Origin of the sequence: Stappia sp. P2PMeth1 (assembly GCF_900185735.1) — a bacterium.
GTDB lineage: Bacteria > Pseudomonadota > Alphaproteobacteria > Rhizobiales > Stappiaceae > Stappia.
On record NZ_FYAW01000003.1, the window covers coordinates 1 to 22,490 of the forward strand.

Below are 22,490 nucleotides of genomic sequence, written 5' to 3' on the forward strand. Positions count from 1 at the left end.
CCGGGAACCTTGATGACTACGGGTGCAAACCCGACCCCGGCACGGTCGCCGGCCGCTGGTCTCCCGGACGGGTGTGTCCGGGAGACCACCCAAACTCTACCACCAATGCAAACAAACAACCCCGGCCAAGCGCAGCGCGCGCCGGGGCCTATTGGCTGCCAGAGCGGCCGCGAGGACACCGGAACCCCTCCCGGCGTCCTCCCGGACGGCGCGCTCTCCTCTCGTCATCCCACGCGCAGACCCCTCCTTTCGTCATCCCGGACGGCGCGCAGCCGCGACCCGGGACCGGCGAGCCGAGGGCCTATGGGGTGCGCTCCCGACCATCCCCACGACCGCGGCGGCTCTCCGGTCCCGGATCGTCGGCCTTCGGCCTGCGGCCGGAAGGGCGCCGGAGCGAGCCCCCCCCCTCCGAAACCGCCCCTACCCGCCCGGCCGGCAGAGAAACGCTGCGGCGAGCGTCATCGGCGCGCGGGCGGAGGTCGGGCACGCGGCCTCCAGCGGCTGCCAGGTGGTGTTGTTGAGCATCATGGAACAGCGGGCGAGCCTCGGCCCGTCGGGGCCGCGCAGGCAGACGGTTTCGCCGATCCGGTACTTCACGCCGAAATAGCGGCAGGTGCAGTCGGGGCGCGCGCGAACGCCGCTGCTGCCATCCGCAAGGGAGATACCGCCCGCGCCCCCCGGCCGGTCGGCAACGAGATCGGCGGCGGACGGCCCTGCGAAGGCCACGACCAGGAGCATGGCGCATGCCAGGCCCGACAGCAAAACGGCCAAGCGGGGAGATGAGATCGGCGCAAGCCCGCTGCCCGCGGCGACCCGTGAAAGAGCCGGCGCCGCCCGCCCGTCACGGGCCCGTCTGATACGGATGCGGGGCAGCCATGTCCTGCGCATGCGCGATGATAGCACGCACGCGCGGCATCGGCGAGCCTTCTGACGTTGCGGAATCCGGCCCTGGTCACCCGAATCCGAAATTCACCACACCAGAAACATAGGCTTGCTAGTCATCCTTTTGAATCTGAAGTTCGTTCAGAGCATGCCGAGAAATGTGACGAACTTCAGATTCGGGTGCCTAGTCGGTCGCCGCTCCGGCGACCAAGGTGCCGTTCTTCGCCAGCCAACTGTCGGCCATGGCGGCGGCGCGGCGGCGCACCTTTTCGGAGGCAAGGCCGAAGCTGCGCTCCTGCGCCTCGCCGATCCACAGCGCATCGGCGCCCTGCGCCCGGCGCTGGGCGACCGTCAGCCACATCAACCCGTCGGTGCGGTTTTCCACGCCGCGGAACTCGCCGTTCGACAGCAGTTCGCCGAGCCGCGCCTGCGCCATCAGATGGCCCTTCTGCGCGGCGAGCTTCAGCCAGCGCGCCGCCATGTGCGGGTCGCGCTCCTGCTCGTCGAGATACAGCATGCCGAGATGGAACTGGGCATCCGCGTCGCCGAAATAGGAGGCGGCATAGGTGAAGATCTCGCGCGCCCGCGCCACGTTCGGCTGGATCGCGCTGTTGTTGATGCCGGTGAGGTAATAGGAGCCGAGCTCGACAAAGGCGCTGGCGATGAACGGCGCGCGCGGCGAGGTCGGGCTGTCGTCGGCATATTTCGAGGCGACCTGGCGGAAATATTCGAACGCCTTGATGTCGTCTTCCTGCACGCCGTCGCCGCGCGAATACATCCGCCCGAGCTTCCAGGCGGCGAGCGGGTGGCCCTGCTCGGCCGCGAAGCGCAGCGAGTCGAGCGCCCGCTCCTTCTCGCCGGCATAGTAGAACTGCGCGCCGACGCGCAGCGCCTCGCCGGGCGAGAGATCCTGCGAGGCAGGCGCCGCGCCCGACAGTCTCGCCGCCGCTTCCGCAGCCGTTTCCTGCGCCAGGGCAGCAACGGGGGCAGCAACCGGCGCGACCAGCGTCACAGCCAGAGCCGCGACCAGAGTTCGGGCGACAGCGCACACAGGGCCTGAACCGACGATCCGCATCATTGAGCACCTCGCGCCCGCGCCGGGTCATCTGTCTTCGCGTGCCGGCAGCCATCGGCGGCCGTGTCGCATCGTGAAGCGTGCCCTTCGCGCAAGCGTCCTGTCCTTATCTCGCGGGTCCTCGTCCGGATGCCGAAAGCCGAAAGGCCGTCGCGCCGCCGGGCGGACCCGTCAGGTTGCGCGGCGCGCATCGGCGCCACGTCCCCCCGTCTGTTCTGCCCCTGATCCTGTCCGGGGAGAGACCTCCCCGACTGCCCGTCACGATACGGATCGGCGCACCTGCCAGTCGCCGAGTTCCGCCATGCGGGCCTCCTCTTCCTGTTCTCTCCGGACTCTAGACCGGCAACTGGGCAAGAGTAGGACCGTGCCCGCCATCCCGCCGCCGCATTCCCCGGCACAGGCTTCGGACACCCGTCACGGTGGCCGTCAAAAAATGGCCGAAACGCGGCATGGCCGCCCCGATCCCCTCGCCCATGGAAGAGTCTTGCAACACTGTTGCAGACTCGTCACAAACGACAGGGCCGACGGACCGCTCACCCGAGAAGCACATTCACCAGCGCGGAGACGATCAGCGCCCCCGCCGCCACCAGGTCGACCCGGCGCGCCACGCCCTTGTGCGAAATGATGTTCATGACCATTCCCTCCGGTTCCGCCCGCCTCTCAACCCTCGGGCCGCATCGCCATCCTGCCAGGGAGGAGTTGAAAAACGGTTGTTGGCCGGGCACTCAATGCTTGATCCTTGGCCGAATCCGCCGCACTTGGCAGACTTGGTGAATGATTCGGGCGCGGACCCGCGCCCCCGACCGGACAGAGCATGAGCATCGACCACGACCTCTTCGACACGGGCGCCGCCCCGTCCCCCGGCAAGCAGGCCAGCGCCGCGACGGTCGAGCGCCCAACCTCGGCATCGATCCCGGCGCCCGCGCCGAGCGCCCGCCGCAGCGCGTCCCCGCGCGCCGAGCGCGGCGACGGCTCCGACTACACGGCCGAGCATATCGAGGTGCTGGAAGGGCTGGAGCCGGTGCGCCGGCGTCCGGGCATGTATATCGGCGGCACCGACGAGCGCGCGCTGCACCATCTCTTCGCCGAGGTCATCGACAATTCGATGGACGAGGCGGTGGCCGGCCATGCCAGTTGGATCGAGGTGACGCTGGGCGCCGACGGCAGCCTGACCGTCGTCGACAACGGCCGCGGCATTCCGGTCGACCCGCATCCCAAGCACCGCGACAAGTCGGCGCTCGAAGTCATCATGACCACGCTGCATGCCGGCGGAAAATTCGACAGCAAGGTCTACGAGACCTCCGGCGGCCTGCATGGCGTCGGCGTCTCAGTGGTCAACGCCCTGTCGCAGGAGCTGACCGTCGAGGTCGCTCGCGCCCGCAAGCTCTATCGCCAGGTGTTCCGCCGCGGCGTGCCGGCCGGCCCGCTGGAATGCGTCGGCGACGTGCAGAACCGGCGCGGCACCCTGGTGCGCTTCGTTCCCGACGAGCAGATCTTCGGCAAGGGCGCGGCCTTCAAGGCGGCGCGCCTGTTCAAGATGGCGCGCTCCAAGGCCTATCTCTTCTCCGGCGTCGAGATCCGCTGGCGCTGCGATCCGGCCGTCGCCGCCCTCGAGGGCGTCGAGGCCGAGGCGACCTTCCACTTCCCCGGCGGCCTGCGCGACTATCTCCAGGATGCGCTCGGCAAGGAGCGCCGCGTCATCGACGACACCTTCGCCGGCCGGACGAAAGAGACCGGCCGCCATGGCGCCGTCGAATGGGCCATCACCTGGTTCGCCGGCGACGGCTTCATCAATTCCTACTGCAACACCGTGCCGACCCCTGAGGGCGGCACCCATGAGGCGGGCCTGCGCTATGCCCTGCTGCGCGGGCTCAAGGCCTATGCCGAGCTGACCGGCAACAAGAAGGCCGCCGTCATCACCGGCGACGACATCGTCACCTCGGCCGGCGCCATGCTCTCCGTCTTCATCCGCGAGCCGGAATTCGTCGGCCAGACCAAGGACAAGCTGGCGACCTCCGAGGCGACCCGCATCGTCGAGACCGCCGTGCGCGATGCCTTCGACCACTGGCTGACCGCCTCGCCGAACCAGGCCAACAAGCTGCTGGAATGGGTGATCGACCGCGCCGAGGAGCGGCTGCGCCGCCGCCAGGAAAAGGACGTCGCCCGCAAGACCGCGGTGCGCAAGCTGCGCCTGCCGGGCAAGCTCGCCGACTGCGCCTCCAACCAGGCGGCCGGCTCGGAGCTGTTCATCGTCGAGGGCGATTCGGCCGGCGGCTCCGCCAAGCAGGCCCGCAACCGGCTCAACCAGGCCGTCCTCCCCTTGCGCGGCAAGATCCTCAACGTCGCCAGCGCCGGGCGCGACAAGTTCGCCGCCAACCAGCAGCTCGCCGACCTGATCCAGGCGCTCGGCTGCGGCACCGGCAAGACCTATCGCGATGCGGACCTGCGCTACGAGAAGGTGGTGATCATGACGGACGCCGATGTCGACGGCGCCCATATCGCCTCGCTGCTGATCACCTTCTTCTATCGCGAGATGCCGGAGCTGATCCGGGGCGGCCATCTCTATCTCGCCAATCCGCCGCTCTACCGGCTGACCCAGGGCGGGCGCACGCTCTATGCCCGCGACGACGCCCACAAGGACGCGCTGCTCGCCCGCGAGTTCAAGGGCAATGCCAAGGTCGATATCGGCCGCTTCAAGGGCCTCGGCGAGATGCTTCCCGCCCAGCTCAAGGAGACGACGATGGACCCGGCGAAGCGCAGCCTCTTGCGCGTCGAGATCAGCGCCGCCGATCCGGAAGGCACCGGCTCGGCGGTGGAACGGCTGATGGGCAACAAGCCCGAGGCGCGCTTCCAGTTCATCCAGGAAAACGCCTGCTTCGCCGAAGAACTGGATATCTAGAATCGGGCCGGCCGAAAGCCTGCGTTTCGTCACGCCGACGCGCGGAAAAGTCGAAAACCGTCTTTCCGCCATATCGCTCATCCATTAATGCTGAAAGGCCCTGCCCGCCCCGCGGGCGGGCCGAATTGATCCCCGCCCCCGCCGGGCGGGCAAAATTATAACAAGGTCGAACGGCGCCGGGCGTCCGCGACCCAGTCACAGGAAGCCGATGCCGTGCTGAAGGCGATTCTCCACGCCTATATCCGCCGACGCCGGCCGCTGCGCGACCACAGCTTCCTGGTGCTTCCCCATCTCGGCCTTGCCTATGGCCGCTGCCCCAATTCGGCGAGCGAGGACATCCGCCAGGCCCTGCTGCGCCTGACCGCCGGCAGTGGCGGCGTTCCCTTCGACACCGACGATTTCGAGGACGACGAGACGGAGGACGTAACGGGAGCCGAGACGGAGACAGAGACCGAACCGGAGGCCGGCGACGACGCCTGCGCCTATGCCACCGGCACCCTCGCCTCCTGGGCCGACGGGCTCAATCTCCTGTCCGGACGCCAGCTCATGCGCCGCCATCCCGGCGCGCTGGTGTTTTCCGTGGTGCGCGATCCGCTGACCCGGCTCGCCGCCTGTTTCCACCGCATGCGCACCGAGGCCGCGCCGCCGCCGGGCGCCGACCGCGCCTTCCGCCCCGACGACGATTTCGCCGGCTTCGTTGCCCGCGTCTGCGCCCTGCCGGACTGGAAGAGCCCCAACGCCTATCGCAGCCAGACCGCGATCCTCACCCACAAGGCGCGGCTGCTGCCGACGCGCCTGCTGCGCCACGAGACCGGCGAGGCCGACTGGCAGGGGCTGCGCGCCGACCTGGCGCATGCCTGCGGCATCGATATCGGCCCGCTGCCGGGCATCGCCGAGCCGCATGGCGAGGCGATCGCCGCCCTCGTCGGCGAGATCGAGCCGGTGCTGCGCCTTGCCGTGCGCCGCCGCTATGCCGCCGACTATCGCAATTTCTACGAGGGCACGAGCCTTGCCCTGCCGGTGATCGGCGCCCCCGGTTGACCCGCCCTCGCCCCGTGGCGCAGGATCCCCACACCCGCATGCAGGAGGACCCGACCATGACCGCCCCTCTCGCTCCCCGTTTGGCCACCCGTCTTACACTCGCGGCCGGCCTTGCCCTGTGTCTGGCGTCGCTTCCCGTTCGCGCCGATCCGGTCGCCGACTTCGTCGCCGCCCTGCCGGACGAGTTCCAGGGGATGACCCGGCTGGCCGGACCGGAGGGCAGCGGCACCGCCTTCGTGGTGGTGCGCGAGAGCGCGCGCGACCGGATCTTCATCCTGCGCGAGGGGGCGGCGCTGGTCGAGGTCGCCGAGACGGCGGAGCTGGAGGGGCGGATCGCGGCGCTGCGCAGCGAGGCCGACGCCCACGGGGTCGTGGCCTTCGTCGATGTCGGCGAAACCACGTATGAGCTGTTTCTGGAAAAAGACGATCCGACAGGCTACCTGTTTCAGCCGGCAAGTAACTGACGGCGGGCGCCGGCGGCGATCCTGAGCGAAATTCTTGGCAAGACCGGTCCCGCGACTGTGTGTCATTGACATTTTATTTTGAAACTGTAGTGTGCGCGCCAAAGTGCCGGCCCCGCAGGACGCTGCCGGGGCATGGCTTTCGTCCCTGTCATACCATCAAGGTCATATGTCCTTTTCCTCACTTGGACTGAGCGAGAAAGTGCTCGCCGCTGTTGCAGCGGCCGGCTACACCGAACCCACTGCCATTCAGGCCGCCGCCATCCCGCACGTGTTGCAGAAGCGCGACGTGCTCGGCCTCGCCCAGACCGGTACAGGCAAGACCGCCTCCTTCACCCTGCCGATGCTGACGCTGCTCGAAAAGGGCCGCGCCAGGGCCCGCATGCCGCGCACGCTCATCCTTGAGCCGACGCGCGAGCTCGCCGCCCAGGTCGAGGAGAACTTCAACAAATACGGCATCAATCACAAGCTCAACGTGGCGCTGCTGATCGGCGGCACCTCGTTCGGCGACCAGGACAAGAAGCTGGACCGCGGCGTCGACGTGCTGATCGCCACGCCCGGCCGCCTGCTCGACCATACCGAGCGCGGCAAGCTGCTGCTGCAGGGCGTCGACATCCTCGTCATCGACGAGGCCGACCGCATGCTCGACATGGGCTTCATCCCGGACATCGAGCGCATCTGCAAGCTGATCCCGATGACGCGCCAGACCCTGTTCTTCTCGGCCACCATGCCGCCGGAGATCCAGCGTCTCGTCGACACGTTCCTGCACAATCCGGCCCGCGTCGAGGTCGCCCGCACCTCCTCCACCGCCGACACCGTGACGCAGAACATCGTCGCCTCCGGCTCCAAGGACTTCGACAAGCGCGCCACCCTGCGCCGCATGGTCGACCAGGCCGAGAACCTCACCAACGCGATCATCTTCTGCAACCGCAAGCGCGACGTGCAGACCGTGTTCCGCTCGTTGCAGCGCCATGACTATTCGGTCGGCGCCCTGCATGGCGACATGGACCAGCGCTCGCGCATGGCGACGCTGGAGCAGTTCCGCAAGGGCGAATTGTCCCTGCTGGTGGCCAGCGACGTCGCCGCCCGCGGCCTCGACATTCCCGCCGTCAGCCATGTCTACAATTTCGACGTGCCCACCCATGCGGAAGACTATGTCCACCGCATCGGCCGCACGGGCCGCGCCGGGCGCAGCGGCGTCGCGATCACCATCGTCACGCCGGGCGACCAGAAGTATCTGCAGTCGATCGAGAAGCTGATCGACCGCAAGATCCCCTGGCTCGACGAGGCGATCGACTTCGAGGCGGCGGCGGCCGAACGGCCGCGTCGCGGCGGACGCAGCTCCGCCACCGGCCGTGGCCGCAGGGCCGAGGAGGAAGCCTCGGACGAGGCGGCCGAGCGTCCCGCCCGCAAGCGTCGCAGCGCGTCGCAGGCAAAGGGCGAAGCCAAGGACACCGCCACCGAGGCGGCGAAGGCCGACAGCAAGCCCGCACGCGCACGCGGCGCCGGCAGGCCCGCGGCCGAGGCAAAGCCGGCAGCGGAAACGACTGCCACCGAGAAGGCTGGCACCGAGAAGCCCGTCTCCGCGAAGACCGCCGCCGAAAAGCCTTCCACCGAGAAGACCGCGACCGACAAGCCCGCATCCTCCGGCCGCTCCGGCGGCGAGCAGCGCAGTGCGGCGCCGCGCGATCGCGGCCCCCGCCGGGACCAGACAGCCGCTCCTTCGCGCGACCGGTCCGGTGGCAAGGGCGGGTCCGACAACCGGCGCGGCGGCAACCGTCGCCGCCAGGACGACGACGAGCCGGTGATCGGGCTTGGCGACCACGTTCCGGCCTTCCTGCTGCGGGAGATCCGCCCCTCCAAGGGCTGACCTCGCCGTCCTGGCGCTCCGCCGTGACGATGCCGAAAGACCGAATCGATGGCACCGTGTGCGCTCCCTCGCGGAACGCGACGGGGTGAAGGGGCAGGTCCAGCGCCTGCCCTTTTTGGTTGTAGCCGGGCCCCGGCCTCACCTGCCGGCACAAGATGCTGTTTCACCTGTTCCCGCAACGCGAAGGGCGCCCACCCGCCGGCTGCCGAGATGCCATGCGAAGCCCGCCGGATCGCCGCAAGGCCGGCCCGGACGCTGACTTGCGGCCGCTTTTGCGCTGTTCTGCCGATTTCCGGGCACTGGCGCCTTTTTGGGCGCACGCTCCGTTGACGGAACTTTCAATTATGCTTAACCGTGCCTTAAGGCTTCACTGTCAAAAGTGAGAATAGATCCTTTTCGAGGTCGCGTGCATTTTTCCAGCACGAAACCGAGACGTGTGGAACATCGCATGGCCCAGGAAGACGACCACAAGCGCACCATCGTCTATGGTGACGCGGCGCTGAAATACATCCGCAAGAACGTCTTGCCGGCCTATCCGCGATTCTATGAACTCTGGTACACGTATGCGGCTGGTTTCAACCACTCGTTGAACAGGGCGGTCAACCAGATCGTCGGCGCGGCCGGCACGGTGACGACCGATCAGCTCCAGCAGATCTACAACAGCTTCCTGTCGCCGACGAAGCTTGGCGACCGCATCGACGAGGTCGGCGAGAAGCTGTCGGACGAGATCCGCGACATGGTCGACCTGCTCGGGCAGAGCGCCGATTCGGTCAGCGAATATGGCCAGTCGCTGGCCGGCGCCCAGAGCCAGCTCGAGACGCTCAAGGATCCGCAGCAGCTCAAGCAGCTTGTTGCGCATCTGCTCCTCGCCACCCGCAACACTGCCGATTCGAACCGGCAGCTCGAGGGCCAGCTCATCGAGTCGCGGCAGCAGATCGAGGAGTTGCAGGAGAGCCTTGAGGCGATCCGCTACGAGTCGCTGACCGACGAGCTGACGACGCTCAGCAATCGCCGGCATTTCGACCACACGATCGAGCGCATGGTCAAGGATGCGGCGCAGAGCCAGGAGCCGCTGTCGCTGCTGCTCACCGACATCGACCATTTCAAGAAGTTCAACGACACCTATGGCCATCAGACCGGCGATCAGGTGCTGCGTCTCGTGGCGCTGGCGGTCAAGCAGAACGTCAAGGGCCACGACGTCGCCTGCCGTTACGGCGGCGAGGAATTCGCCATCCTGCTGCCGCACACCTCGCTGCGCCAGGCGGTGACCGTGGCCGAGCACATCCGCCGGGCGGTGCTGTCCAAGGAACTGGTCAAGCGTTCCACCGGCGAGAATCTCGGCCGCATCACCATTTCCATCGGCGTTTCGACCTTCCGGGGCACCGATACGCCGCAGTCGCTGCTGGCGCGCGCCGACACCGCCCTTTACGCCGCCAAGGCGGCGGGGCGCAATCTGGTGCGCTGCGAAACCGACCCGGACGTGGAAACCGACAACACCCGCGTCGCCTGACCGGATCGCCTCGCTGCCTCGCCTGGTCCGGATCGCTTCGCTGCATCGACTGGCTGCATCGACTGGCTGCCTCAGGACGCCGCCCTCTCCCGGCAGCCCCCCTTGGCGCCATCCCCCTGCCGTCATCCCACCCACTGACGTCACCCCGGCCGCAGGCGCAGCCGGAGAGCCGGGGCCTATTCGTTCCCAGAGCAGTGGAGGGAGCCCGCTGGCCTCTCCCGCGTCCTCCCGGACGGCACGCCCTCCCGCGCGCAGGCCCTCTTTTCGTCAATCCCGGGCAAGCGAAGCGCGACCCGGGACCGGCGAGCCGAGGGCCTGTCGACGGCGCTCCCAGAGGCGGCTGCTTTCGCACACCCACCCCGCCCCGGCGTATACTGGACGCCTGCCTGCGCAGGCGTGACAGCCGTGGAGGTGGCGATGCGCTCCCGCCTCACGCTTGCTGAGGGTGCCAATGGCTCCCGGCGCTCCGGCTTCGCCTGCGGCCGGGATGACGGCCTGAGAAAGAGGCACGGCCTCGCATCCCCACAGGTGGTCACCCCGGCCGCGCGCAAGCGCAGAGCCGGGGGCTATTGGTTGCCAGAGCGGCGGCGAGGAAACCCGGTCCCTCCCCGTACCCCGGACGCACTACCTCTCCCCGCGTCCTTCCGGACGGCGGGCTCGCCCTCGCACCGCCCTCTCGGTTCGTCATCCCGCACGCAGCGAAGCGCAGATGCGGGACCGGAGAGCCGAGGGCCTCTCGACGGCACTCCCGAACGCCCCCACAACCGCCGTGCCTCCCCGGTCCCGGATCTCGCGATGCTCGTCCGGGAAGACGCTAGGAACGGTCGAATGCGCAACGAGCGGCGGAAACGACCCGCCGGCGCGAACCCCGCACCCAGTTTGCCGTCCCCTGTATCCTGGGCCGGCTCCGGTCCCTCGGAGAGCCGGAAAACCAAAACGCCGGCCCAAGGGCCGGCGTTCTCAAGTCGTTACACAGAAATCTTCACCTGCCGTGTGAAGCAGGTTCAGCCTTCCGGCGTCCAGGCCTGATAGTCGCCCGACACTTTCGGCCGGCTTTCCGGCGTCAGGATCGAGCCCTTGGGCCGATAGGCCTCGCGCGTGCCGGTGCGGTTGCCGTGATGCGGCGCCTGCCAGGCGCGCGCCGTGTACTCCGTCTCGGTCGGCGGCGTGTCGGTGCGGTGGTGCATCCAGCCGTGCCAGCCGGGAGGGATCATCGAGGCCTCGGCAAGGCCGTTATAGATCACCCAGCGGCGGTTGCCGCCGCGCTCGCGGTAATAGGCGTTGCCGAACTCGTCCTTGCCGACGAACTCGCCCTTGCGCCAGGTAAAGAAGCGCGTCCCCCAGGTCGCGCTGTTCCACCAGGTGAAGAATTGCAGCAGCGTTTGCATCGAAGGCGGCGTCCCGGTTGCTCTGTCTGGCTTTCCGCATAGCGCACCCTCGCCGGTTTCGCAATGCGGCGGCGCGTCCTGCGGCGGCTTTCTATCGGCGGCGGTGGCCCGCGCCGCCGGAAGGACGAAATTCGGGTGCCGGCAGGAACTCAGGCCGCCGGATGCGGCCGCTTCGCCCGCACATGGGCAAAGCCCTTGCGCTCGGCTGCGGCGGGGTCGAGCACCTGCGGCGTCGCCGGCGACTCGCGACGGGGGCTCCGCTTCGGCGCGGCGACGACCTCGCGCTCCAGGCCGATCTGCTGCCACTTGCGCGCCTTCTCGTCGAGCGTCTGGGCAACGCCCTCGATGACATAGCGCCCGTCGTCGCCCATCACCAGTTGCCGGTCGTCGCGCAGCGTCCAGAGCAGCCGCTCATGAAGGCCCGACGGCGACAGCGGCTTGGCCACCACATGCTGGGCCCCGTCGCGCAGCACCCGGTCGATCAGCGTCCGCGTGCCATGCGCCGTGCACACGATCACCGGCAGGAAGCAGAGCGGCGCCATCTTGCGCTGGCGCAGCGTGCGCAGCAGCGCCAGCCCGCTCATCGGCTTCATCATCCAGTCGGTGATGACGAAATTGGGCGGATCGAGCCGCATCATCTCCAGCGCCGTCTCCGCCGTGTCGAAGGTGCGCACCCGCCGCACCCGGAACGACAGCAGGGTCGAGCGCAGGATCGCCTGCATCGACTTCGAATCGTCGACGACCACGACGTCGAGGTCGCCGATATCGAGTCCGTAGGCGTAGTGCCGCGTCATCCGGGCCAATGGCATCGTCCTTGTCAGGGCTTGCGATGGCGAGAGTGAAGCACGGCCGGATTTCCCCGCGATTGAGCAGGACAAGACGATTTTTGGACAAACTTTCTCAAATTGCGGCGCGTTCGATGCTAATTTCTCAAGAATTGAGACGATTCTGCGCAATCTCGCAAAATCGCCCTCAAAAGAAATGGCGGTTTTCCGCCGTTTTTGCGAGAGCGGGGATAGAGGGTTGCAATCCCCGCTCCCGGTTTTGCAAGGGTTCGGCGGGGATAAGTGCCCTGCCCGCCGCCCCGCCCGTCCGGGGACAGGCGCAGGGGCCGCATCGGCCCGCGCGGGCCGGTTGCGGGCTGCCTTTGCCGGCAAAAGGCCGATTCCAAGCTCGTCCTCGTTATCCACACGGACACACTACATTTTGCGTCAGATCAAAATCGAGCCACAACAGCTTGCTCGGAGCGCTTGACGCTTACCGACGATTCACCCTACCTTGAGGCTGTCAGGTAATCGCAGCAAGGTTGGGGCCGGCGACAAGCCGTGCGTGCCCCGCGTCCTCATCAACTGCAGCAGCGTATCCGGGAGATCCCGGTCTCGGCGTCACAACCGCGGCGGTGCGTGATGTCGGGATTTCGCGTCTTGCGTTGACGATATATCGTGACAAAAACGCGGTGACCCACTATATATAGTCATCACCCACGATAATGATCGCGTCGACACGGCGCGGCGCCACGAAACAGGAAGGCGAGCAATGGCCGGCGCGTCCCCGCGATGCGCAGGTTCGGCGGCATGGCCGTCACGCTCACCCGCGGCCTTGCCGCGACCGAAATAGCCGGCCGGCGGCCGGACACACGAAAGGGGCTTTTGGATGAAGATCGAGCGGCGTTATACGAGGGAGGGCCAGTCTCCCTATGCCGACATCGCGTTTCGCGTCGCCACCAGCGAGATCCGCAATCCGGACGGCTCTGTCGTCTTCCGGCTTGAAAACATTGACGTTCCGGCCCAGTTCTCGCAGGTCGCGGCCGACATCCTGGCGCAGAAATACTTCCGCAAGGCCGGCGTTCCGGCCCGCCTGAAGCCGGTCGAGGAGAACACCGTTCCCTCCTGGCTGTGGCGCCAGGAAGCCGACCTCAAGGCGCTGAAGAAGTTGCCCGAGGAGGAGCGCTACGGCTCCGAGACCGACGCCCGCCAGGTGTTCGACCGTCTCGCCGGCACCTGGACCTATTGGGGCTGGAAGGGCGGCTATTTCGACAGTGAGGCCGACGCCCAGGCCTTCTACGACGAACTGCGCTACATGCTGGCGACCCAGAAGGTCGCCCCCAACAGCCCGCAGTGGTTCAACACCGGCCTGCACTGGGCCTATGGCATCGACGGTCCCAGCCAGGGCCACTTCTATGTCGACTTCCAGACCGGCGAGCTGACCCGCTCGGCGACGGCCTACGAGCATCCGCAGCCGCATGCCTGCTTCATCCAGTCGGTCGAGGACGATCTCGTCAACGAGAACGGCATCATGGACCTGTGGGTGCGCGAGGCGCGCCTGTTCAAATACGGCTCCGGCACCGGCTCCAACTTCTCCCGCGTCCGCGGCGAGGGCGAGAAGCTGTCGGGCGGCGGCAAGTCCTCCGGATTGATGAGCTTCCTGAAGATCGGCGACCGCGCCGCCGGCGCCATCAAGTCGGGCGGCACCACCCGCCGCGCCGCCAAGATGGTGGTGGTCGACATCGACCATCCGGACATCGAGTCCTACATCAACTGGAAGGTCAAGGAAGAGCAGAAGGTCGCCGCCCTCGTCACCGGCTCGAAGATCTGCCAGAAGCACCTGACCGCCATCATGAAGGCTTGCGTCAACTGCGAGGCGGACAACGGCGACTGCTTCGATCCGGCGAAGAACCTGGCCTTGAAGCGCGAGATCCGCGCCGCCAAGAAGATGATGGTGCCGGAGAACTACATCCAGCGCGTCATCCAGTTCGCGCGCCAGGGCTTCACCAAGATCGAGTTCCCGACCTACAACACCGACTGGGATTCGGAGGCCTATCTCACGGTTTCCGGCCAGAATTCCAACAATTCGGTGCGCGTCACGGACGGCTTCCTCACCGCCGTGATGGATGACGGCGACTGGAGCCTGACCGCCCGCAAGGACGGCCGCGTCACCAAGACGATGAAGGCCCGCGAGCTGTGGGAGCAGATCGGCTATGCCGCCTGGGCCTCGGCCGATCCCGGCATCCAGTACCACACCACCATCAACGACTGGCACACCTGCCCGGCCTCCGGCGAGATCCGCGCGTCGAACCCGTGCTCCGAGTACATGTTCCTCGACGACACGGCCTGCAACCTCGCCTCGCTGAACCTGCTGCAGTTCCGTGAGGCCGACGGCAAGTTCGACGTGGACTCCTACGAGCATTGCGTCCGCCTGTGGACCGTCGTGCTCGAAGTGTCGGTGCTGATGGCGCAGTTCCCGTCCAGGGAGATCGCGGAACTGTCCTACCGCTACCGCACGCTGGGCCTCGGCTACGCCAATATCGGCGGCCTGCTGATGACCTCGGGGATTCCCTATGACAGCGACGAGGGCCGCGCGATCTGCGGTGCGCTGACCGCGATCATGACCGGCGTCGCCTATGCCACCTCGGCCGAGATGGCCGGCGAGCTCGGCCCCTTCCCCGGCTATGCGGACAATGCCCCGCACATGCTGCGGGTCATGCGCAACCATCGCCGCGCCGCCTATGGCGAGGCCTCGGGCTATGAGGGGCTGAACACCCTGCCCGTCCCGCTCGACCACGCCTCCTGCCCGGAGCAGATCCTGATCGAGCGCGCCAAGCTTGCCTGGGACCGGGCGCTGGAGCTCGGCGAGAAGCACGGCTACCGCAACGCCCAGTCGACGGTGATCGCGCCCACCGGCACGATCGGCCTCGTGATGGACTGCGACACGACCGGCATCGAGCCGGACTTCGCGCTGGTGAAGTTCAAGAAGCTGGCCGGCGGCGGCTACTTCAAGATCATCAACCGCGCGGTGCCGGAGGCCCTGCGCACGCTCGGCTACTCCGAGAGCCAGATCGCCGAGATCGAGGCCTATGCGGTCGGGCACGGCTCGCTCGACCAGGCCCCGGCGGTCAACCCGTCGAGCCTTCGGGCCCGCGGCTTCGACGACGCCTCGCTGGCCAAGGTCGCCGGCGCGCTGAAGTCGGCCTTCGACATCAAGTTCGTGTTCAACCGCTGGACACTCGGCGACGACGTCCTGACGGGCGCGCTGAAGGTGCCGGCCGAGAAGCTGGACGATCCGGAGTTCGAGCTGCTGGCGCATCTCGGCTATTCGAAGGCGGAGATCGAGGCGGCCAACACCCATGTCTGCGGCGCCATGACGCTGGAGGGGGCGCCCTTCCTGAAGACCGAGCACTATCCGGTCTTCGACTGCGCCAACCCCTGCGGGCGTCTCGGCAAGCGCTTCCTGTCGGTGGAGAGCCACATCCGCATGATGGCGGCGGCCCAGCCGTTCATCTCCGGCGCGATCTCCAAGACGATCAACATGCCGAACGACGCCACCGTCGCCGACTGCAAGGAGGCCTACCTGCTCTCCTGGCGCCTGGCGCTGAAGGCCAACGCGCTCTACCGCGACGGTTCCAAGCTGTCGCAGCCGCTGAACTCGCAACTGCTCGCCGATGTCGACGACGAGGACGAGGATGCGGTCGAGACGCTGGTCGCCCAGCCGCAGGCGGTGCGGGCCGAGATGGTTGCCGAGAAGATCGTCGAACGCATCGTCGAGCGTGTCGTGCGCCAGCAGGAGAAACTGCCGACCCGTCGCAAGGGCTACACACAGAAGGCCAAGATCGGCGGACACACGATCTTCCTGCGCACCGGCGAATACGATGATGGCCGCCTCGGCGAGATCTTCATCGACATGAACAAGGAAGGCTCGGCCCTGCGCGCCTTCATCAACAACTTCGCCATCTCGGTGTCGCTCGGCCTGCAATACGGCGTGCCGCTGGAGGAGTATGTCGACGCCTTCATCTTCACCAAGTTCGAGCCGGCGGGCATGGTGCAGGGCAACGACGCGATCAAGAACGCCACCTCGGTGCTCGACTACGTGTTCCGCGAACTGGCCGTGTCCTATCTCGGCCGCCACGAGCTTGCCCATGTCCCGCCGGAGGCCTTCGGCCAGTTGGCGACGACGGCCAGCGAGACCGAGGGGCGCGGCGGCAAGAGCCACCAGGGCGTCGTCTCGCACGGCCTGATCCGCGGCCAGACCGAGCGCTTCCGCCTTGTCGGCGGTGGCGGCGAGCCGGCGGGCAACCTGACCAAGGCGATCGCCGCCGAACTCGGCAATGCGCCGATCGCGCAAGCGACGGCGGTCGCCACCGCCTTCGCCCGCGGCTCGGAAGCGGCCGTCCGGGTCGAGATCGGCACGGCCCCCGCCCCGCAGGCGCAGAGCGCGGCCGAGCGCATCGCCCAGGCCCGGATGAAGGGCTACGAGGGCGAGAGCTGCCCGGAATGCGGCAACTTCACCATGGTGCGCAACGGCACATGCCTGAAGTGCGACACCTGCGGCAGCACCAGCGGCTGCAGCTAAGACGCTGGCCGGAGGGTCCGGCCTGACAAAGCAAACGAGGCCCCGGACATCCCGCGATGCCCGGGGCCTCGTCATTTTCGGGTGGCCTCAGGTCTCACCCGAGTTGGCGGACGGTATCCGCGATGACCGTATGGATCACGGCACGGATCGTCCGGGCCTCGGCCGTGATGCAGGTCTGGATCTTCGGATCGTCCGCGTACCGCGCCCGATCCTCCGCCTCGATCTCGTCCTGAAGCTCCTGCGCCACGGCCAGTATACGACCGAACTGAAAGGCGAGGATACGTTCGCCGGTCCTGCGGGCGAGCCCCAGCGCCTCGGCCGCGTCGAGGAGTTTTTCCCGAGAGATATCCGCATGACGACGCGCGCCGAGAACAGGCCATGCGAGCGTGGTCCTGTCGGGCCATCCGGCCTGATCGAAGGCGCGGCTGTCGTAAACCGCCGTGCACAACAGGTCGTAATGCGGGGCGAGTTGCACTCCCGCCCCGGAGACGAGGAAACTCAGATTCTTCAGGTGGGCGTCATCGTTGCCGGCAAGAACGTTGAAGACCAGCCATTCGAAGAGGCGGCTGCGGGCAACCGCCATGCTGCGGCAATGGTTTGCCAGTTCGGCCAGCCGTTCGATGCTGCCCTGATTGTACTTGAACGCCCGGTCGAGATTCAGCAACTGGCAGGCATCGACGACATGCAGACGCTCCCAGCCGGTTTCGGCTTTTCTGCGGTCGAACCGCTCGATCAGATAGACCGGTTCGGGAATGTAGAGCTTCGCCACACGCGGAACCTGAAGCCGCAGGCGTGCCGCGAGCCGCATGATGAAATACTCGTTCGCCACCGAATGGGCATAGGTCGGGTCCGGATGATCCGGCTTGAGGATATGTGTCGAAGGCGTTTCCCCGACAGGCTCGAACAAGGCTTCGCCGTCGAAGTTGACCGCCAGCTTGTGCTGCGCGCCGGCGAGCGACATGCGCTTGGGGGCCGCATGGGTGAGCGGCAGCCGCGGCAGGCCGCGGATGCGCTCCGACAAGGCACTGAAAGTCAGCGGCCGGCGCTCGCCGGTGTTGTCGGGCAACTGCTCGGGAGGCACGAGCGTCAGCGAACCGACCGACTCGGCCCCGTAATGAGCAAGGAGGCCGAAGGCATCGGCTTCGTCTATGCTGGCATCGCTGGCGAGCAGGCTTCGCTGCCCTTCCTCCGGCAGCAGATTGTCGAAATACCACTGGACCGGCCGCTGGCTCGATCCATCCGTGACCACCCCGTCCACCGGCACAAGGTGGGGCGAGAGAAAATAGGCTCCCGGCGACTGGAGCCAGCCTGCGGCATAGCGGAAAGACCAGACCCCTCCCGTATCGACAAGCTCGCCGACCCGGTGCGCGTTGATATAGGCTGCCAGGGCGCGTTCGGTCATCGCTTCGAGCCGTCTCCGGCCGGCGGCGCCGGGTCGATGTCAACGGGCGTGTCCAGCAAGATGCGGATACCCAATCCGTCCATGACCTCGAACAGCTTTGCCCAGCTCACCGACGGGTTGCCGCGCTCGACCTTGGACAGGAAGTTCTCGCTGACGCCGATGCTGCCGGCGGCATCGTCCTGGCGCAGACCTTGCGCCTTGCGGGTTGCGCGTATGATGGCACCGATATCCTGCGGGCCGTTGACCGGAACTTTCATATCAAATCCTCACGTTCGTGAGGATTTATAACACGCTCCGTTCACGCAGGAAAGAAATCCTCACGAACGTGCGGATTTATGGTCCTCAGCTTCCTCCGCCGAACAAATCCGCATGATCGTGAGGATTCTTTATCTGCGCCGCAAGGACACCGCCAGCGGCAGCAGCAGCGCGGTGACGAAGGCGGCGGCCTGGATGGCGCCATGGACCTGCGCGAAGCGGGAGAAATGGCGCGGCACGGGGATCCCGCACAGGAACACCGCCACCAGCGCGTCGCCGAGGGCGAGCACCAAGGCCGTCAGCACGGCGAGCGCGACGGCCCGGCGCGGCGCGAGCTGCCCCCAGGGCATCAGGGCAGTGCCGAGCAATCCGGCTGAGATCAGCCACAGCGCCTCCAGCAGCGCGCCGGCAAGCGGGCCGGCGGCCGGGTCAACCAGCACCGCGCGGGCCGAACCGGAGAGCAGATAGGCGCCGACGAGGAGCGCGGCGAAGCGCAAGGCGGCAAGTCGCAGCGCCGCACAGGTCGTGATGGCCGGCAGCGCGCGGGCCATGTCCGGGCCGCCGTCGGCACTGCCGTCGGCAGTGGCGCTCATGACCGGCGCACCGGCAGGCCGGACTGCCACAGCAGCATGCGCGCATAGCCGGCGGCGAAGAGCAGATAGGCCAGCGCCCAGGCCAGCGCGGCGCAGGCGAACAGGTGCACCATCCAGCCACCCGCATAGGGCGCGAGCACCCGGGCGGCAGCGCCGAGCGCGACCAGCGCGTAGATCGCCACTTCCAGCCGGCCGGCGGCCAGCGGATGGCCGGAATGGCCCCGGCTTGCCCGCGTCATCACGGCGAGCGTCATCATGCCGAAGGTGCCGGCGGTCCACACATGGGCGGCGGCGGCGGGCTCCAGCGCGCCGGGCAGCAGGATCGCCAGCCCTTCCAGCGCGAAGCCGAGCGGCACGGTGGCAAAGCCCAGATGCAGGACGAGAAGCAGCGGATCGCGGCGCGTCGCCAGCCCGCACCAGCGCGACAGGCGCAAGCCATTGGCAAGCCCGGCGATCAGCATGGCAAGCGCGGTCGCGACATGGTCCGGCCGGGCCGTCCACAGGACGAGCGCGAGCGCGGAGACCAGCATCACGGCGCCGTCGAGGCGCGAGAAGCCGGCGGGCAGCGAGAGGGCGCGCCGCTGCACCAGCCAGTTGCGGGTGAAGGCGGGAATGATCCGCCCGCCGATCAGCATGACGAGCAGCAGCACCACGGCAATGCCGGCACGCGCGGCATGATCGGCGACGCCGGTCAGCGCCGCTTCCGCGTGGAAGGCTGCGTTGGCAAGGCCGTAGAGCGCGACGATCACGACGATGCGCAGGTTGCGCAAGTTTCCGCCGGCGACCACCTCGCGGGCGAAGACGGCGACCAGCGCCAGCGGGAAGGCAAGATCGACGGCCATCGCCGCCCAGGCGCCCGTCAGCGCCGACACCGTGACGGCGACACGCCCGGCAAGCCACAGCAGCACCAGGGCGAAGAGCTCGCCGCCGGCGACCAGCGGCCGGCCGGTCCAGTTGGCGACCGCCGTCAGCGCGAAGCCGGCGATGATTGCCGAAACGCCGCCGAACAGCAGCGTGTGGATGTGCCAGTCGCGGGGCAGGAAAGCGGTGGGCAGGTCGAGATGGCCCGAGAGGATCGGAATCCAGACCAGCACGGACAGGGCCATCGACAGCGCGCCGAGGAAGAAGAAGGGGCGGAAACCGCCGGTCAGCCAGTAGCTGCGCCGAAGGGAAAGGGTCATTGCCGCCTCCTGAAAGGGCTTTGTCGCGAAAGGACGGCCCCGGCCGACATTCGCCGGCCGGGGCCCGTTCACACCCGCCGGATCACAGGCCGCCGAGCAGTTCCTCGAACACCTTCCTGGCCTTGCCCGGCGTCTTGACCGTCTTGGCCTCGGCAAGGTTCACCGGCTCGCCGACGACGATCGCGGCCACCATGCCCATGGAGAAATGCGGCTTGCACTGGATGCCGTAGACGCCTTCCTGCGTGAAGGTGATGGAGACGTCCTGGTTCATCTTTCCGACGAAGGCTTCGGCGCCCTCCGGCATCATGCCCTTGATCGATTCGGCGTTGTGGCTCGGGTTGGTCGCGCGGAAATGCACAGTGTCGCCGGGGGCGATCTTGAGCAGGTCCGGCTCGAACACCATGACGCCCTTGGCGCCCTTGTTGAGCATCTTCACCTCATGCTCCGCCGCCGAGGCGGCGGTCCCGGCCAGGGCCAGAACGGTGGCAAGGGCAAGGGCGATCGTCCGTGTGGTCTTCATCTCGCTCTCCGTTTGCGGACCGGTGCGGTCCATTGCCTGAAGGAGTAGATGCGTCGCGGCGGGGCAACGTTGTGCCAGCGCAAATTTCGCGAGCGGTTTCACGGAAGATGGAAGAAGTCGGTGGCGGTGACGCTCTCGCCGCTTGCCGGATCGGTGAGGCGGAAGGTCAGCGCGCCGGCGGCGGACGGGTCCGCCGTCACCGTCACCCGCAGCCGGCGGCGGCCTTTGTCGTCGAGCAGGATGGCGATGCTGTCCGCCTCTTCGCCGACATCGCTGACCGAGCGCAACTCGGCCCCATCCGCGCCCTCGACCGCGAGCGCAACCGTGCCGCCACCGCCCGCCACATGCCACACGCGCACGTCATAGGCATTGCGCAGCCGCCCGTCGGAGAGTTCCACCGCCACCGGATTGCGCTCATGCGCGACGCTGAGCGACAGGGTCGCGCGGGTCGCGACCAGCGTCACGAGGGTCGCCGCCATCGCCAGCCCGGCCAGCGCGAGGGCCACGGTCTTCGCCCGCACGAGGCGCACCGGCACGCACGCCTCGCCCCTGCGGCCGCGCTCGATATTGGTCCAGCTCTCGTAATCGATCAGCCCGCGCGGCCGCTCGAGCTTCTGCATGGTGGTGTCGCAGGCATCGACGCACAGCCCGCAATTGATGCAGGCAAGGTTCGGCCCCTCGCGGATGTCGATGCCCATCGGGCAGACAGTGACGCAGGCCATGCAGTCGACGCAGTCGCCCGCCGGCAGGCCGCTGGCGCGTGCCGCCGCCGCCTTCTTCGCCGACATCCGATCCTCACCGCGATAGTCGCGATAGGCGACGCCAAAGGCCTCCGCATCCCAGACGGCGCCCTGCAGGCGCGGCCAGGGGCACATGTAGGTGCACATCTTCTCGCGGGCGAAGCCGGCGAGCGTGTAGGTCGTCAGCGTCAGGCTCAGCACCGCGCCATAGGCAACGGTGCCGGCCTCGCCGGTGAGTATCTCGCGCAAAAGGGTCGGCGCGTCGGCGAAATAGAGCGCGAAGGCCCCGCCCGTGCCGGCGGCGATCCCCAGCCAGATCGCATGCTTGGCGATGCGCCGCAGTGCCCGCGCCGGCGTCATCGGCAGATAGAGCTGGCGCAGCCGCTCGCGGCGGTCGCCCTCCAGCCGCCGCTCGACCCACAGGAACAGATCCGTCCACACGGTCTGCGGACAGAAGAAGCCGCACCAGATCCGCCCCGCAACCACGTTGGACAGGACCAGAACGAGGGTGGCGAGCACCAGGAGGCCGGTCAGCAGGTAAAGCTCCTGCGGCCGCAGCTCCAGCCCGGCGAGATGGAAGCGCAGCCCGGCCAGGTCGAACAGGATCGCCTGGTCAGGCTGGCCGGGACCGCGGTCATAGCGCAGGAACGGCAGCGCATAGTAGAGCGCAAGGCAGAGGCCCACGGCCGCCCATTTCAGCCGGCGGAAGCGGCCGCTCACCGACTGCGGCACGACCGGTTCTCCCGGCCCGATGGCCGGCGCGGCGCCGATGCCCGGCTTGCGGTGCAATCTGGTGGGATGAAAGGTCATTGCCGGTCTCCGTCCGCCGGCCGCCCCCCGGAGCCGGACTGCTCGTCGAGAGTCCGGACCCTAGGCAACGGGGGGCCGACGCTCTTTGTGCCGGCACAAAGAGCGGAGCGAATTGGCAGGCACCGCGCGGGACGTCACGTCTCCGTGCCGCCGCCTTCCTTGCCGGAGGCTTCCAGGCGTCCGGCCAGCATCTCCAGACACGCCGCCCCTTCCGAGGCGGTGCGGCCGATGGTGCGGAACGTATCGGCGATCAGCAGGCAGTCGTCCGGGCCGAGTTGCTCGACGGCGCCCTCGCGCAGGTCGTCGAGATAGCCGATGAAGCCGGCAAGGCGGACGGCACGGGTGCGGGCCGCCTCCATCAGCCGGCGGCGCACCCGCCGCGCCTCCAGCTCGGCAAAGAGCGAGACCGCCCGCTCCACCTGGTCCTGGCAGTCGCAGGGCAGTCCCATCTCGTGCAGCACATGGGCAAGGCGCGCCAGCACGTCCTCGTCGCCGCCGCCAAGGGCCGGCCCCATCC

Annotated in this window: 17 protein-coding genes; 6 read left to right on the forward strand and 11 right to left on the reverse strand. The window is 67.9% G+C overall.

The features are described 5' to 3' along the window. Nucleotides 1–420: 420 nt before the first annotated feature. Entirely contained in the window at nucleotides 421–738 is a 318-nt protein-coding gene (locus tag P2PM1_RS00460) for a hypothetical protein (RefSeq protein ID WP_244301366.1), read from the reverse strand. Nucleotides 739–1,066: 328 nt separating this feature from the next. Next, the gene (locus P2PM1_RS00465) at nucleotides 1,067–1,960 is read right to left on the reverse strand and encodes a tetratricopeptide repeat protein (protein ID WP_208985149.1); all 894 of its coding nucleotides are present in this window, start codon (nucleotides 1,958–1,960) and stop codon (nucleotides 1,067–1,069) included. Nucleotides 1,961–2,771: 811 nt separating this feature from the next. Here P2PM1_RS00465 and parE point away from each other — a divergent pair. The 5 genes from parE (at nucleotide 2,772) to P2PM1_RS00490 (ending at nucleotide 9,738) form a co-directional block, all read left to right on the forward strand. Then, nucleotides 2,772–4,856: a DNA topoisomerase IV subunit B gene (parE, locus tag P2PM1_RS00470; protein ID WP_186397804.1), complete on the forward strand. Its 2,085-nt coding sequence runs from the start codon at nucleotides 2,772–2,774 to the stop codon at nucleotides 4,854–4,856. Nucleotides 4,857–5,069: 213 nt separating this feature from the next. After that, entirely contained in the window at nucleotides 5,070–5,897 is an 828-nt protein-coding gene (locus tag P2PM1_RS00475) for a sulfotransferase family 2 domain-containing protein (RefSeq protein WP_186397805.1), read from the forward strand. Nucleotides 5,898–5,953: 56 nt separating this feature from the next. Beyond that, the gene (locus tag P2PM1_RS00480; RefSeq protein WP_186397806.1) at nucleotides 5,954–6,361 is read left to right on the forward strand and encodes a hypothetical protein; all 408 of its coding nucleotides are present in this window, start codon (nucleotides 5,954–5,956) and stop codon (nucleotides 6,359–6,361) included. A 166-nt stretch (nucleotides 6,362–6,527) separates the two neighbouring features. Beyond that, nucleotides 6,528–8,228: a DEAD/DEAH box helicase gene (locus P2PM1_RS00485; RefSeq protein WP_186397807.1), complete on the forward strand. Its 1,701-nt coding sequence runs from the start codon at nucleotides 6,528–6,530 to the stop codon at nucleotides 8,226–8,228. A 448-nt stretch (nucleotides 8,229–8,676) separates the two neighbouring features. Beyond that, nucleotides 8,677–9,738, forward strand: a complete 1,062-nt coding sequence (locus P2PM1_RS00490) for a GGDEF domain-containing protein (RefSeq protein WP_186389433.1) — start codon at nucleotides 8,677–8,679, stop codon at nucleotides 9,736–9,738. A 1,004-nt stretch (nucleotides 9,739–10,742) separates the two neighbouring features. On the opposite strand, the gene P2PM1_RS00495 is transcribed toward P2PM1_RS00490, so the two are convergent. Both P2PM1_RS00495 and P2PM1_RS00500 read right to left on the reverse strand, forming a co-directional pair. Continuing rightward, nucleotides 10,743–11,126, reverse strand: coding sequence for an NADH:ubiquinone oxidoreductase subunit NDUFA12 (locus tag P2PM1_RS00495; protein ID WP_186389432.1), 384 nt, complete (start codon nucleotides 11,124–11,126; stop codon nucleotides 10,743–10,745). Between the two features lie 149 nt (nucleotides 11,127–11,275). Continuing rightward, on the reverse strand, nucleotides 11,276–11,920 hold the full coding sequence (locus P2PM1_RS00500) for a response regulator (protein WP_244301373.1): 645 nt from the start codon (nucleotides 11,918–11,920) through the stop codon (nucleotides 11,276–11,278). Nucleotides 11,921–12,779: 859 nt separating this feature from the next. Between P2PM1_RS00500 and P2PM1_RS00505 the strand changes: the two genes are divergently transcribed. After that, nucleotides 12,780–16,472, forward strand: a complete 3,693-nt coding sequence (locus P2PM1_RS00505) for a vitamin B12-dependent ribonucleotide reductase (RefSeq protein WP_186397809.1) — start codon at nucleotides 12,780–12,782, stop codon at nucleotides 16,470–16,472. Nucleotides 16,473–16,566: 94 nt separating this feature from the next. Here P2PM1_RS00505 and P2PM1_RS00510 read toward each other — a convergent pair whose 3' ends face one another. The 7 genes from P2PM1_RS00510 to P2PM1_RS00540 all read right to left on the reverse strand — a co-directional run bounded on the left by P2PM1_RS00510 (nucleotide 16,567) and on the right by P2PM1_RS00540 (nucleotide 22,488). Then, nucleotides 16,567–17,874 carry a HipA domain-containing protein gene (locus P2PM1_RS00510; protein ID WP_186389429.1) on the reverse strand — a complete coding sequence of 436 codons (1,308 nt, stop codon included), beginning with the start codon at nucleotides 17,872–17,874 and terminating at the stop codon, nucleotides 16,567–16,569. Beyond that, nucleotides 17,871–18,131 carry a helix-turn-helix domain-containing protein gene (locus P2PM1_RS00515; protein WP_186397810.1) on the reverse strand — a complete coding sequence of 87 codons (261 nt, stop codon included), beginning with the start codon at nucleotides 18,129–18,131 and terminating at the stop codon, nucleotides 17,871–17,873. The genes P2PM1_RS00510 and P2PM1_RS00515 overlap by 4 nt, the downstream gene beginning before the upstream one ends. A gap of 129 nt (nucleotides 18,132–18,260) precedes the next feature. Beyond that, nucleotides 18,261–18,722 (reverse strand): hypothetical protein, encoded by a 462-nt coding sequence (locus P2PM1_RS00520; RefSeq protein WP_186397811.1) that lies wholly within the window; start codon nucleotides 18,720–18,722, stop codon nucleotides 18,261–18,263. After that, nucleotides 18,719–19,903, reverse strand: a complete 1,185-nt coding sequence (locus P2PM1_RS00525; RefSeq protein WP_186397812.1) for an NnrS family protein — start codon at nucleotides 19,901–19,903, stop codon at nucleotides 18,719–18,721. Before P2PM1_RS00525 ends, P2PM1_RS00520 begins: the two co-directional genes overlap by 4 nt. Nucleotides 19,904–19,985: 82 nt before the next feature. After that, nucleotides 19,986–20,423 (reverse strand): pseudoazurin, encoded by a 438-nt coding sequence (locus tag P2PM1_RS00530; RefSeq protein ID WP_186389425.1) that lies wholly within the window; start codon nucleotides 20,421–20,423, stop codon nucleotides 19,986–19,988. Nucleotides 20,424–20,521: 98 nt separating this feature from the next. Then, on the reverse strand, nucleotides 20,522–21,973 hold the full coding sequence (gene ccoG, locus P2PM1_RS00535) for a cytochrome c oxidase accessory protein CcoG (protein ID WP_186397813.1): 1,452 nt from the start codon (nucleotides 21,971–21,973) through the stop codon (nucleotides 20,522–20,524). A 134-nt stretch (nucleotides 21,974–22,107) separates the two neighbouring features. Beyond that, nucleotides 22,108–22,488: a hypothetical protein gene (locus P2PM1_RS00540; protein WP_186397858.1), complete on the reverse strand. Its 381-nt coding sequence runs from the start codon at nucleotides 22,486–22,488 to the stop codon at nucleotides 22,108–22,110. Nucleotides 22,489–22,490 lie beyond the last annotated feature (2 nt).

Excerpts from the sequence above, each read along its gene's own strand:
- P2PM1_RS00460 (WP_244301366.1), bottom strand. The coding sequence starts at position 738 with ATGCTCCTGGTCGTGGCCTTCGCAGGGCCGTCCGCCGCCGATCTCGTT.
- P2PM1_RS00505 (WP_186397809.1), top strand. The coding sequence starts at position 12,780 with ATGAAGATCGAGCGGCGTTATACGAGGGAGGGCCAGTCTCCCTATGCC.
- P2PM1_RS00500 (WP_244301373.1), bottom strand. The coding sequence starts at position 11,920 with ATGACGCGGCACTACGCCTACGGACTCGATATCGGCGACCTCGACGTC.
- parE (WP_186397804.1), top strand. The coding sequence starts at position 2,772 with ATGAGCATCGACCACGACCTCTTCGACACGGGCGCCGCCCCGTCCCCC.
- P2PM1_RS00495 (WP_186389432.1), bottom strand. The coding sequence starts at position 11,126 with ATGCAAACGCTGCTGCAATTCTTCACCTGGTGGAACAGCGCGACCTGG.
- P2PM1_RS00465 (WP_208985149.1), bottom strand. The coding sequence starts at position 1,960 with ATGATGCGGATCGTCGGTTCAGGCCCTGTGTGCGCTGTCGCCCGAACT.
- ccoG (WP_186397813.1), bottom strand. The coding sequence starts at position 21,973 with ATGACCTTTCATCCCACCAGATTGCACCGCAAGCCGGGCATCGGCGCC.
- P2PM1_RS00540 (WP_186397858.1), bottom strand. The coding sequence starts at position 22,488 with ATGGGGCCGGCCCTTGGCGGCGGCGACGAGGACGTGCTGGCGCGCCTT.
- P2PM1_RS00515 (WP_186397810.1), bottom strand. The coding sequence starts at position 18,131 with ATGAAAGTTCCGGTCAACGGCCCGCAGGATATCGGTGCCATCATACGC.
- P2PM1_RS00510 (WP_186389429.1), bottom strand. The coding sequence starts at position 17,874 with ATGACCGAACGCGCCCTGGCAGCCTATATCAACGCGCACCGGGTCGGC.
- P2PM1_RS00530 (WP_186389425.1), bottom strand. The coding sequence starts at position 20,423 with ATGAAGACCACACGGACGATCGCCCTTGCCCTTGCCACCGTTCTGGCC.
- P2PM1_RS00480 (WP_186397806.1), top strand. The coding sequence starts at position 5,954 with ATGACCGCCCCTCTCGCTCCCCGTTTGGCCACCCGTCTTACACTCGCG.
- P2PM1_RS00490 (WP_186389433.1), top strand. The coding sequence starts at position 8,677 with ATGGCCCAGGAAGACGACCACAAGCGCACCATCGTCTATGGTGACGCG.
- P2PM1_RS00520 (WP_186397811.1), bottom strand. The coding sequence starts at position 18,722 with ATGAGCGCCACTGCCGACGGCAGTGCCGACGGCGGCCCGGACATGGCC.
- P2PM1_RS00485 (WP_186397807.1), top strand. The coding sequence starts at position 6,528 with ATGTCCTTTTCCTCACTTGGACTGAGCGAGAAAGTGCTCGCCGCTGTT.
- P2PM1_RS00525 (WP_186397812.1), bottom strand. The coding sequence starts at position 19,903 with ATGACCCTTTCCCTTCGGCGCAGCTACTGGCTGACCGGCGGTTTCCGC.